Source organism: Arthrobacter sp. StoSoilB22 (assembly GCF_019977315.1).
GTDB lineage: Bacteria > Actinomycetota > Actinomycetes > Actinomycetales > Micrococcaceae > Arthrobacter.
Genome location: NZ_AP024652.1, coordinates 2,913,612 through 2,925,893, shown reverse-complemented (window position 1 = coordinate 2,925,893; position 12,282 = coordinate 2,913,612). Strand labels below are relative to the sequence as shown.

General features: G+C 58.9%; 10 protein-coding genes. 7 read left to right on the top strand and 3 right to left on the bottom strand.

All coding sequences use genetic code 11. The annotated features are described in order from the left end of the window. Positions 1–171: 171 nt before the first annotated feature. The 7 genes from LDN70_RS13620 (at position 172) to LDN70_RS13590 (ending at position 7,828) form a co-directional block, all read left to right on the top strand. On the top strand, positions 172–789 hold the full coding sequence (locus LDN70_RS13620) for an acyltransferase (RefSeq protein WP_014922230.1): 618 nt from the start codon (positions 172–174) through the stop codon (positions 787–789). Next, positions 786–1,877: a DegT/DnrJ/EryC1/StrS family aminotransferase gene (locus tag LDN70_RS13615; RefSeq protein WP_142938567.1), complete on the top strand. Its 1,092-nt coding sequence runs from the start codon at positions 786–788 to the stop codon at positions 1,875–1,877. Before LDN70_RS13620 ends, LDN70_RS13615 begins: the two co-directional genes overlap by 4 nt. After that, entirely contained in the window at positions 1,877–2,863 is a 987-nt protein-coding gene (locus LDN70_RS13610; protein ID WP_142938568.1) for a Gfo/Idh/MocA family protein, read from the top strand. The genes LDN70_RS13615 and LDN70_RS13610 overlap by 1 nt, the downstream gene beginning before the upstream one ends. A gap of 185 nt (positions 2,864–3,048) precedes the next feature. After that, a complete protein-coding gene (gene glf / locus LDN70_RS13605; protein WP_142938569.1) occupies positions 3,049–4,233 on the top strand; it encodes a UDP-galactopyranose mutase in 1,185 nt (394 codons plus the stop codon). Continuing rightward, positions 4,230–6,236 carry a glycosyltransferase gene (locus LDN70_RS13600; RefSeq protein ID WP_142938570.1) on the top strand — a complete coding sequence of 669 codons (2,007 nt, stop codon included), beginning with the start codon at positions 4,230–4,232 and terminating at the stop codon, positions 6,234–6,236. The genes glf and LDN70_RS13600 overlap by 4 nt, the downstream gene beginning before the upstream one ends. Before the next feature lie 2 nt (positions 6,237–6,238). Continuing rightward, complete coding sequence (locus tag LDN70_RS13595; RefSeq protein ID WP_165450180.1) at positions 6,239–7,096, top strand: ABC transporter permease; 858 nt, start codon at positions 6,239–6,241, stop codon at positions 7,094–7,096. Next, a complete protein-coding gene (locus tag LDN70_RS13590; protein ID WP_142938572.1) occupies positions 7,097–7,828 on the top strand; it encodes an ABC transporter ATP-binding protein in 732 nt (243 codons plus the stop codon). Positions 7,829–8,065: 237 nt separating this feature from the next. Here LDN70_RS13590 and LDN70_RS13585 read toward each other — a convergent pair whose 3' ends face one another. From LDN70_RS13585 to LDN70_RS13575, 3 genes are all read right to left on the bottom strand, one after another. Beyond that, positions 8,066–10,309, bottom strand: a complete 2,244-nt coding sequence (locus LDN70_RS13585) for a glycosyltransferase family protein (protein ID WP_223940535.1) — start codon at positions 10,307–10,309, stop codon at positions 8,066–8,068. A gap of 65 nt (positions 10,310–10,374) precedes the next feature. After that, positions 10,375–11,403 (bottom strand): lysylphosphatidylglycerol synthase domain-containing protein, encoded by a 1,029-nt coding sequence (locus LDN70_RS13580; RefSeq protein WP_142938574.1) that lies wholly within the window; start codon positions 11,401–11,403, stop codon positions 10,375–10,377. After that, positions 11,400–12,155, bottom strand: coding sequence for a glycosyltransferase (locus LDN70_RS13575; protein WP_223940534.1), 756 nt, complete (start codon positions 12,153–12,155; stop codon positions 11,400–11,402). The genes LDN70_RS13580 and LDN70_RS13575 overlap by 4 nt, the downstream gene beginning before the upstream one ends. Positions 12,156–12,282: the final 127 nt, after the last annotated feature.

The following is a 12,282-nucleotide window of genomic DNA, read 5'->3' as shown; positions in this document are numbered from 1 at the left end:
TACGTCGTGGCGGTGATCAAGTGTGGGGTTGATACGAATCACGCTACGGCCCCGCGAACTCAAGCGCGGGGGCTGTTGTGGCCTATGTGGACAACTTTTGCAAAGCCCGTCGACGCGCATCCTTGACACCGCGGCTTGGTGTCTCAGCTAAGATGAATCTCGTTGTCGCGTGTGCTCAATGAGGAAGGACCTTCACCGGTGATAGTGGTTGCGGAGAGCGCCGATGTTTCAGACAAGGCGGTAATTGGTGATGGATCAAAGATTTGGCATCTGGCCCAAGTCCGCGAGCAGGCCGAATTGGGCGTCAATTGCATCGTAGGACGCGGAGCTTATATTGGCACCGGGGTCAAGATGGGGGACAACTGCAAAGTTCAGAATTATGCACTTGTCTACGAGCCCGCGGTACTGGAGGCCGGCGTCTTTATCGGCCCGGCCGTGGTACTCACAAACGATACTTACCCCCGGGCGGTTAGCCCGGATGGCGGCTTGAAGAGCGCTCACGACTGGGAGCCCGTTGGCGTCACCATTCGTGAAGGAGCATCAATCGGTGCCCGCGCCGTCTGCGTCGCACCAGTGACCATTGGTCGATGGGCAACAGTGGCTGCTGGTGCTGTTGTCGCCAAAGACGTCCCTGATTTTGCCCTGATGGTCGGAGTCCCGGCCAAACGCCATGGTTGGGTCGGTAAAGCTGGTTTCCCGCTGCAGCGCAGTGGTGAGAACTGGGTATGCCCGGAGACCGGCGCCACATATGTTGAACAGAACGAGACCCTTCGAGAGGTAGAGGCATGAGCCCCGAATTCATTCCCCCCGCTAAGCCCATCATCGGTGATGACGAGCGCAAGGCAGTAGAGGCCGTCCTGGCCTCCGGCCAACTCGCACAGGGTACGGAGGTTGCGTCCTTTGAGCAGGAGTTCTCGCAGGTCCTCCTCGATGGCAGGGCTGCCGTGGCGGTCAACTCCGGCACTTCCGGTCTGCACCTCGGCCTGTTGGCTGCAGGCATCGGCCCCGGCGACGAAGTAATTGTTCCGTCGTTCACTTTTGCTGCTACCGCCAACTCCGTGGCTTTGACCGGTGCGACTCCTGTCTTCGCTGACGTGGACCTGGATCACTACACCCTTGATCCCGCCTCCGTTGAATCTAAAATCACGGACCGCACGGCTGCCATCATGCCCGTTCACCTCTACGGCCACCCCTTTGACGTAGACGGAATCGGCGCGGTCGCTTCCAAGCACGGCGTGAAGGTATTCGAAGACGCAGCCCAGGCACACGGTGCGGCAGTCAACGGCCGGAAGGTGGGTACCTTCGGTGACTTCGCTATGTTCAGCCTGTACCCCACCAAGAACATGACCTCCGGCGAAGGTGGCATGGTCAGCACCGGCCTGCCCGACGTCGAGCGTCGACTCCGGCTGCTTCGCAACCAGGGCATGGAGCGCCAGTACGAAAATGAGCTTGTTGGCTTCAACGCGCGAATGACCAACATCCACGCTGCAATCGGTCGAGTGCAGCTGACCAAAATCAATGCCTGGACCAAGACCCGTCAGGAGAACGCTGCCTTCTTCGACGCCAACATCGAGGGTGTTGTCACTCCCAAGGTGTCTGAGGGCTACGAGCACGTGTACCACCAGTACACCATTCGCATTGCTGAGGACCGTGATGGATTCGCCAAGGCACTGCGTGAGGAATACAACGTTGGCTGTGGCGTGTACTACCCCATCCCCAACCACCGCCTCGCACCTTTCCAGACTTCAGATGACCTGCCCGTCACTGAGGAAGCCGCGGCCAGTGTGTTGTCGCTCCCGGTGCATCCTTCGTTGAGCCAGGACGACCTTGACCGCATCGTTTCCGCGGTCAACGCCATTGCGAAGGCAGGCAGCTAGTGGCAAATCTGCGCGCAGGCCTCATCGGGCTGGGGATGATGGGCCGCCACCACGCCCGCGTTATTCGCGAGCTTGAAGGCGTGGACCTCGTCGCCGTCGCTGATTCCTTCGGTGATCCTCACAACGTAGCCAGTGGGCTTGAGGTTTGCAGCTCGGTTGAACAGCTCATCGAGCAGGGTATCGACATGGCTGTAGCCGCGGTGCCTACTGTGCTGCACGAAGAAGTGGCGCTGCAATTGGCGGAAGCCGGAGTGCACTGCTTGGTGGAGAAGCCCATAGCCAACGACTCCGAGTCAGGCCGACGAATTGCCGAGGCTTTCGACTCACGGGGATTGATCGGCGCGGTAGGTCACATTGAGCGGTTCAACCCGTCTTTGCAAAGCCTCCGCGAACGGCTCGGCAACGGTGACCTCGGCGAGGTCTACCAAATTTCGACCCGTCGTCAGGGGCCGTTCCCGTCCCGCATCGCCGATGTCGGTGTGGTCAAGGACCTCGCAACTCACGACATCGACCTCACGGCTTGGCTTGCGCAAAGCAATTTCGTGAACGTCGTGGCACACACTACGTCCAGGAGCGGGCGCGAGCACGAGGACATGGTCACCGCTATTGGCCACCTCAAGAGCGGTGTAGTCACCAACCACATCGTCAACTGGTTGTCGCCCATGAAGGAGCGCACAACTGTGGTTTTGGGTGAGCGGGGTGCTTACATCGCGGATACCATCTCGGCTGACCTGACCTTCATCGAGAACGGCACTTTCCAGACCGATTGGGACTCCGTCGCGGCATTCCGTGGTGTTTCCGAGGGCTCGTCAACGCGTTTTGCCCTGGCAAAGCGCGAACCGCTCAAGATGGAGCACGAGGCATTCCGTGACGCTGTGCTCGGGAAGTCCATGAACATTGTCACAATGGCCGAAGGGCTTGAGACACTTCGAGTTGCTGAGGCCGTACTGGAGTCTGCAAATACGGGCTCCGTGATCTCGCTCTAGCGTTGTTCTTTTTGCAGTATTGAACGGGAGGCTGCCTGAGGGCCGAGCCTCCCGTTCGTTTTTTCCGGACAATTGCTGCCTTGCTGCCACGTACCGCCGAATCGGGGAACGATCGTAACGTCGGGTAGCCTTGACAAGTAGACGTGGGCATTTCTGTGCCCGCACGCCAATACACAGGAGAGTTTGTGAACGCTGATCTCGTCGTCGTCGGCTCGGGTTTCTTTGGCCTGACCATTGCAGAACGCGCCGCTACCGAGTTGGGGCTGAAGGTTGCGGTGCTCGATCGCCGCCACCATATTGGTGGAAACGCCTACAGCGAGAATGAGGCGCAGACCGGAATCGAGGTTCACCGCTACGGTGCACACCTCTTCCACACCTCGAATGAACGTGTATGGGAGTACGTGAACAGGTTCACCAAGTTCACGAGCTACCAGCACAAGGTTTACACCAGCCACAAGGGCGAGGTGTACCCCATGCCCATTAACCTGGGCACCATCAACCAGTTCTTCCGTTCGGCCATGAGCCCCACGGAAGCGAAGGCTCTCATCGCCGAGCAGGCTGGCGAACTGGCGGGCACCGATCCCCAGAACCTCAATGACAAGGGCATCCAACTCATTGGCCGTCCCCTGTACGAGGCTTTCATCAAGCACTACACGGGCAAGCAGTGGCAGACTGACCCGAAAGACCTGCCGGCAGAGATCATCTCGCGGCTTCCCGTGCGTTACAACTATGACAACCGGTACTTCAACGACACCTACGAAGGTCTCCCGGTAGACGGCTACACCGCTTGGATTGAGCGCATGGCAGATCACCCGAACATTGAGGTTGTCCTGAACACGGACTTCTTCGACGACGGCGAGTACGGTCGGTCATCTGTCCTCGGTCAGGTGCCGGTCATCTACACGGGTCCGGTGGACAGGTACTTCGACTACACCGAAGGTGATCTCTCGTGGCGCACCATCGATCTCGAAGAAGAGGTACTGCCGATCGAGGACTTCCAAGGCTGTTCAGTCATGAACTACCCGGACGCTGACGCCGCGTTCACGCGCATCCACGAGTTCCGTCACTTCCACCCTGAGCGCGACTACACCAAGGACGCCACCGTCATCATGCGTGAGTTCTCGCGCTTTGCTGAGAAGGGCGACGAGCCTTACTACCCCGTAAACACCTCTGATGACCGTCAGAAGCTCCTGGCGTACCGTGACCTCGCCAAGGGCGAGAAATCGGTTCTGTTTGGTGGCCGTCTTGGAACGTACAAGTACCTCGACATGCACATGGCCATCGGTTCGGCTTTGTCCATGTACGACAACAAGATCAAGCCGCACTTTACCGGCGGCGCCAAGCTTGAAAGCGGGGGAGTGGACGCATGACCGCTACAACAAACGAAAGCCAGGAGATCTCCATGACGGGCACTACTGCCGCTGAAACCCCGGCACCGACGGAAGAGAACCTGCGGATTGTCCAGCGCGTAATTTTCCCCGCCAACCGTGACCTCGACACTCTGCCGCTGTACGTGGATCCTGACACCAACAAGGTCCAGAGGAGCGGCGGGAACACCGATGTACAGGCCATCGGCATGGCACGGAAGCTCCACCCCGAAGACATCCTGGGCCGCGGCTCCGTCCAGGTCCGTCGTGGGGAGCGCCTTTCATTCGGGTCCTACTTCAACGCTTTCCCTGCCAGCTACTGGCGTAAGTGGACTATTGCTACCAAGACCGTTCTTCACATTGAAACCGAGGGCGAAGGAACGGTCATCGTGTACCGTTCCAACGCTCGTGGTGCGGCCCAGCGTGTTGATTCGATTTTGGTGGAGGGCTCGTCCACTAATGATTTCGAGCTGACATTGGCTCCCTTCGGCGACGGCGGCTGGTACTGGTTTGATCTCATTGCCGGCGGCGACGGCATGACGCTCAAGAGTGCTCATTGGGCCGTCCCTGATGAGGGTCGCGCACAAGGCCGCGTCACGCTCGGCGTCACAACGTTTAATCGCGCCGATTACTGCCTCGAGACCATCAAGTCCATCGATGCCGACGCGGGTCTCCGGGAAATCCTTGCCGAGCTCATCATCGTGGATCAGGGCAACAAGAAGGTAGCTGACGAAGCTGGCTTCGACACCGTTGCAGAGTCCATGGGTGATCAACTCCGGATCATCAACCAGGGTAACCTGGGCGGCTCTGGCGGCTTTGCCCGGAACATGTACGAAATGGTTGTTTCTGACAAGAGCGACTACGTCATGCTGCTGGACGACGACATCGAGCTGGAAACAGAGGGAGTCATGCGTGCGGTGGCGTTTGCCGACCTCTGCCGCAAGCCGACCATTGTTGGCGGCCACATGTTCGACATGTACAACAAGTCGGTCCTGCACGCCTACTCAGAGGTCGTCAACTTCTACCGGTTCCTCTGGGGTCCGGTGGAAGGGCTCGGTAATCACGACTTCTCCAATGCAGGTCTGCGTTCCACGCCTCAGCTTCACCGTCGCTGGGATGCAGACTACAACGGCTGGTGGATGTGCCTTATCCCCAAGACGGTTGTGGAGACCATTGGCCTGTCCCTCCCGGTGTTCATTAAGTGGGACGACGCGGAGTATTCCCTCCGCGGCCGCGCAGCCGGCTTCCCAACAGTCACCCTTCCCGGGGCTGCAGTTTGGCATGTCTCTTGGGCCGATAAGGACGACTCCGTAGACTGGCAGGCCTACTACCACGAACGCAATCGTCTCATCGCGACGCTCTTGCATTCGCCGTTCCCCAAGGGCGGACGCATCTTGCGGGAGAGCCTGAACACGGATGTCAAGCACCTGGTGTCAATGCAGTATTACCCCGAGCAGGCCCGCGTTATGGCGCTCCGGGATGTACTTGCCGGACCGGGCAATCTGCACGAGCAACTGCCCACCACCATGCCTCAGCTCCGTGCCATGCGGGAGGAATTCCAGGACTCCCAGGTCAAGACGGACCCCGCTGCGTTCCCGGAAGTTTTCCGCAAGCGTCCTCCGAAGAAGCCGCAATCCTACAAGCAGCCCGGGGCGCTGGGCCTGCTTCCCTGGGCCGTGAAGACTGTCCTTAAGCAGACGCTTGCGCCTGTCCGTGATACCGCGAAGGCCAACCCTGAAGCGCATGTAGCTCATCAGGATGGCAAATGGTGGAGCTTGGCGCACTTGGACAGTGCCGTTGTGTCGAACGCGGACGGCACAGGGGCTTCCTGGCATTTGCGGGATCCCAAGATGGCCCGGCAGCTGCTGGTCGAATCCGCCAGGCTCCATGCGCAGCTCTTCTCCAACTGGGAGACCCTTCGGGCCCAGTACCAGGAGGCGCTTCCTGAGATTACTTCCATGGAATCGTGGCGGAAAACCTTCGAAGCCTCGGAGCCCAGCAAGTAGCGATGACGACTTCCACTGATACCTATGCTGTTCCCGGGGTAGGAGCGGGGCTGCTGGATGTTTACCGGCGCCGCTATCTCCTGAAATTGATCGTGCGTAAGGAACTCCGTGTGAGGTACCGGGGTTCTGTCCTGGGCCTTGCCTGGTCCTACGTCAAACCTCTGGTTCAGTACGTTGTGCTGTTCTTCGCTTTGGGGATTGTGCTTCGCGTAGGGGATCAGATTCCCAATTACGCGCTGTACATGTTCTCCGGCGTCATCGTCATCAATTTCTTCTCGGAAGCGTTCTCGAATGCCACGAGATCAATCGTGTCGAATGCCGCGCTGGTCAAAAAGATCTATCTGCCAAGGGAGCTGTTCCCGGTAGCCTCTGTCTGGGTGGCAGCGGTTCATTTCCTTCCCCAACTGGTGGTCTTGTTGGCAGCTGCGCTGCTCAGCGGGTGGAAACCGGACATTATGCAGCTCATTGGAGCTGCTCTGGGCTTCGTCATTGTGGCAGTAACGGCGACCGGCCTGGGCCTCTTGGCCGGAGCCGTCAATGTCTTCTTCCGCGATGCTGAGAACATCGTCGACATGTTGATGATGATCGTCACGTGGACATCGCCCGTGCTTTATGACTGGACCATGATCCGCCGGCTGGCACCGCCTTGGGTGTTGTTCATCTACCAGCTCAACCCGATCACAGTGGCTGTCGAGTTGTTCCACTGGGCCTTCTGGTATCCCACTGTTGACCGTCCAGTCGAACTGCCTCCACATCTGATGTGGACGGGATTGATTGGTTTGGGCATGGCTGCCTTGTTCCTTATCATCGGCCAACTCGTCTTCCGACGACTTGAGGGCCACTTTGCGCAGGAGGTCTAGATGAGCGCCGCAATAATCGTCAAGGGCCTTAAGAAGACCTTCAATCTCCGCCATTCGCACTCCCTCAAGGAGACCCTGGTATGGCTGGTGAAGGGCCGGAAAAGCGACCTCAGCAAGAAGTTCGATGCACTCCATGACGTGAGCTTCGAGATTCAGCCAGGGGAGACCGTGGCTTTGTTGGGTTTCAACGGCTCGGGTAAATCCACGCTGTTGAAACTCATCTCCGGCGTTATCCTGCCGGACAAAGGCACAGTCCGCACGAAGGGTCGCGTTGCCGGGTTGATCGAAGTTGGCGCAGGTTTTCACCCGGACTTGTCCGGTCGCGAGAATGTCTTCCTCAATGCCGCTATCCTCGGAATGACCGAGCAGGAAATCAACGAGAAGTTCGACGAAATCGTTGCGTTCTCCGAGATAGAGCAGTTCATCGACACCGAAGTGAAGTTCTATTCCTCCGGTATGTTCCTGAGGCTTGCTTTCGCAGTAGCAGTCCACACTCAGCCCGATATCTTCTTGGTGGATGAGATTTTGGCGGTGGGCGACGAACCCTTCCAGAAGAAGTGTCTGGCTAAAATCAAGCAGCTTTCGGATGAGGGACGGACGCTGGTTGTGGTCAGCCACGACCTCGACATGATCTCGCGCATCTGCGACAGGGGAGTTGTGCTTGCCTCCGGCACGGTGCAGTTTGAAGGCCCCGCTGACCAGGCTGTGGCATGGCTTCGCGATAGCAACTAGCAGGTACTGGCTGTTTGAACCCTACGGTGGACAGTAATATGGCCACCGCACATCATCTCTGTATGATGCGCGGTGGCCTTTGTCGTATGTGAGTAGCAATAGGCGGGAACGGGGCCCCGCCCGCACTACTTAATGGCTGCTGAAGGCACCTGCCAGGGGTCCACAAAGAAGAGCGTCCGCCCCCTTTGGGGCGGACGCTCTTCTGACTTATGGGTGGCTCTACTGCCTTTCAGCCGCTTAGACAGCGACCTTCTCAGCTGAAACCGGTAAAACGTCTGCCTCTGACCGCGTGCGGCGATGCCGACGAACATAGTGGAATACCGTGAACAACAGAATGCCGAACCATGCAGCGCCCTGAGCGGCGAGACCCATGGTGAGGCCCGGCGTCGTGAACGTTACGTCCACGGATGTGGCGCCGGCCGGGACATCCACCAGTATTACTCCTGCCGGACCCTGCGTGAGCTTCTGCGGTTCGCCATCAACCGTGACGGTGTAGCCGGGCCATGCGAGACGGGCAAGCGTCAGCTTTCCCGCAGTGCCGTCTCCGGACAAGGTGATGTGTTCGTCATTGCCGTTCCTGACGGAATCCTTGACGGAGATGCCATCTGAAGCCCAGGAAACGGTGCCTGGATAGGGCAACGGGTTATCCCGCTGAAGGATGGTCCTGGTCTCATCCGAGGCCACAATTGACCAGCCCGGGGCAACGGTGAGTTGGTCAGGGGCGATCAGCGTCTTTTGGACGGACACCGTCTCGACCTGAAGAACGTCAGCCAACGTTACGTCGATTTCCCCGGAGGCCTGCTTGAACAGCTCAGTGTAGGCCAGAGGGCAGGTCTCGCCCCGGTAGTTCATGCACAAGGCATTGACGTATGTTGTGAAGCTGATTCCGCTATAGCGGCCCATGCTGTTGTTGACGTCTGCATTGAGGATCTGATTGCCGTAAAGGAGGCGGCCCTCAGTGAATTCCTGGCCAGTGATCTTCATAGTGTTGAAGATCTGGATTGTGTTGCCTTTGTAGCTACTGGTGGCGTCACGGAGCGTGTCCGCATCCACGGGGGAGCCGATGCCGGCAACAGCATTGTTAGGGATGAACTGCCTGGACTGCATGCCCAGCGTCGCGATCGTTCCCACCACCATCACTGCCGCCAGCCCCCGGTAGCCGAACCGTTTCCATCCAAGTACAGCCAAAGCCACCAGAACAAGCGTCACGAACAGTGTGAAAATCTGCCATTTGCCGCCGCCGGGCACCATGGACCAGGCCCGGTAGGTCCCAAAGCCGAGGATGGCGACGGTGATGAACAACCGTTTCTTCCAGGATGAGGTCTTCAAACCGGCTGAGGCCACCACCGCGACGAGGACGATGACGCCGAGGTAGACGTATTCGATGAGTCGGATGGGCCAGCGGAAGACGAGCACCTGGGAGGGGGCAAAGGTCAGCAGGAAGTAAATGCCAGTGATGATGTAGATGCTGAATATTTGGCGCGAGCGGTTACGGAAGCTGCGGAAATCCAGCCACGGAAGCAAAGGCAGGACGAACCACGCCAAGTAACTTGAGGGAACGTTGTCTATGGGGGCCCAGAAGTTGTTGATCCGAGGCATCATCGAGGATGTACTCATCGTTAGCAGCGATGACATGTCCGGAGCGAGAAAGAGGTCATTCAGGATTTCGTTCTGCTGGCGAACGGTCACCGCGGAGCTGAGTGGCAGGGGGAAATAGACCAGGACAGCGGTCAGACCCACCAAGGCGCCGACGATGACGATTGGAATGAGCCGACGCCAGTGCCTCATCAGCATCAGTTCGACGGCGACTGCTGCCAGGACCAGGATGACGCCAATGGCTCCGTAGGGATTCCCGGCCGTCATGGTAAGGAAGCCCAACAGGAACGGCAGGAACGGGGAGGTGTTGCGACGTGCGTAGCGTCGGACCGACCACCAGAAAACGGTAATCCAAGCGAAGGCCATGAGGCCTCCCGGCCAGCGGGCTGCTTCGTAGAAGAGCGTGAAGCCGCTGAAGGGGATGGCTACGCCGGCGGCCAAGGCAAGCGGCCGGTTGGAACCGTAATCGCGGGCCAGCATGAACGTACCAAATGCGAGCAACGCGATGAACTGGACGATGATGAAATAGCTCGCCAGAGACAGGTTCTCGAAGTTCGAAACAATAACAGAGTTGACGATGTTGACCGGGTTGAAGATACCGTAGCCCACCTCGGCCACAATGTTCCCGCCAACCCAGCCGCCTGGCTCCATGAGCGGGAATCGGCCGGACCGTATTTCCTCGCCCATGTGCCGCCACAGAGGGAGGAAGGACTGCATCATGTCGTCCCAGTAATAGAACGTGGGGTTGAAGAGTCGGGGGATGATGGAGGCGACGGCTGCTATGGCGGCAGTGACTATGCCCCAATGCCAGTCGTGCTGCAAGAAGTAGCGCCGCCGGGCAACCGGCGGGCGCTGGGCAGTAGCCCCGGATGTTCCTGCTGTCATGGTCTTGGCTTGCTCCTTAGCGCGCGGCATAAGTCTGAATATTGGCCCGGGGCATCCGGAACCCGCTACTTGGCCTCGGCGGTGGAGTCAGCGGGGGTCTTGGAGACGGACTGCTGCCGCCACCGGAAGTGAACAAAAGCGATACCGACGCACAGCAGGTCCGCAATGGTGAACATGATTCGTGACAGGGCTGCGATTGCTGTTGCAGCGCCGGCGCTCATCATTCCGGCCAGGGCAAGGATGAGGATGGCTTCCCGGGCACCAACGCCGGCAGGAAGCAGGAATGCGAGTACACCCAAGGTCATGCCAAGCGCCAATGCGCCGGTCAGGACCAGGAACGTCGCGAGGTCCAGGGTGGCCTCGTGGCCGACCAGGATCCACAAGTGCAGGCCAAAGCACAGGTACATCAGAACGCCAAGGATGAAGGCCTTCACCATGGTGTTGGCCTGAATACGCTCGGGAAGCGGCGGACGGCGGAAGACCCGCAGGACGATATTGACCAGGAACGTCACAACGTTCGGGTTCATCGCCAGGATCACTACAGGGAGTATGACGTACAGCCACTGCAGATTTGGCTGACGCTGGACCAGTATCGGAAGAGCCGAAGCTCCAACTACCAATGCCGCTCCGATGGTGATCCCCGTACTCACCAGGGATGCAACGAACACCTGCGCACGCGCGATGCCGTTCTTACGTCCAAGCTCCATCTGCAGCACGAACGCCCACACGGAACCGGGCAGGTATTTGCCGATTTGGCCGACGAGGTAGATCTGGTTGAGCACCAAGCCCTGGGGTTCGATGTCTACTGACCGTAGGAGGCTTGCCATGACGACGCGCCACATAAACATCCCGAGGAGAACACCAGGGATGAGTGCCAAGAGGGACAGCAGGACCTGCCACCACTGCAGGGCGAAAACTGTGGCCTGCACCTGCGGCCATTGGACTGCAATGAAGTACACTGCGGCGGCGAAAACGATGACCACCAGCGCGCGCCGTGCGAAGTCAACCAGCTTGGCTTTCGTGGTCTTTGCAGGCGGCTGTTCCTGGTTCAGATCGTTGTCGTTTGACGGAGTCTCTGCGATTGAATCCGTCATGAGGCGTGCGTTCCCGCGCTGGGAGCCGCGGCGAACTCCCGCCGGCGGCGACGCATGGCCACCAGTCCTTTGAACATCTTCACGACGTCGGCAGTCCGGATGGTTGTTTCGCCCGGTTCGTCGTCGGGTGCCAGAGTGACGGGCACTTCGACGATCTGGAAGCCTTGCTTTTCAGCGGCATAGACGACTTGGGTGCTGAAGAGGAACCCGGGATCGTCGAAGCGGTCAACCATGCTTCGAAGCCACTCGCCGTCAACAATCAGGGTTCCCTGGGAGTCGCCGATCTTGGATCCAAGGATGACCTGACGCAGGGTCTTAAAGCCGAAGGTGGTGATTCCACGGATTGCACTTCGCTCAGTGACCGAGTCCTTGTGGGCCTTCGAACCGATGACAACGTGTGGTTTGGTGGCTAGTTTCTTGTCTTCGTCCAGATCATCCGTGCCGAAGGGGAGATCGTCGGCCGTAAGGAGTACCCGGCGGCCGGAGCTGGCTTCGATGCCCCTGCGGTAGGCATTTCCCATGCCCTTTTGGCTCTGGAGAACCTGGAACGTCACGTGGGGAGTGTCCACCGCGTGCTTGTGGGCGACCTCGAGTGTTTTGTCGGAAGAACCATTCTCCACGATGATGATCTCGGAGGTGCCACTGGTCAAGTAGCCGGAAAGACGGGCCATTGTTGCCGCCAAAATCCGTTCTCCGTTATAGACCGGGATCACAACGGAGAGATCCGGTTGGCCTGCCTGGTCGAAAGTCAAGACTCTCCTCGGTAGTTCGTGCCGACGAATTCTTGAACGCCAGCCGCAGCCCGCAACGCTGGTGTCACGAGTTCCTTGCAAACCCTCAGTCTAGTTCATTGTTGGATGCCTTCTGTGGAAGGGCAGC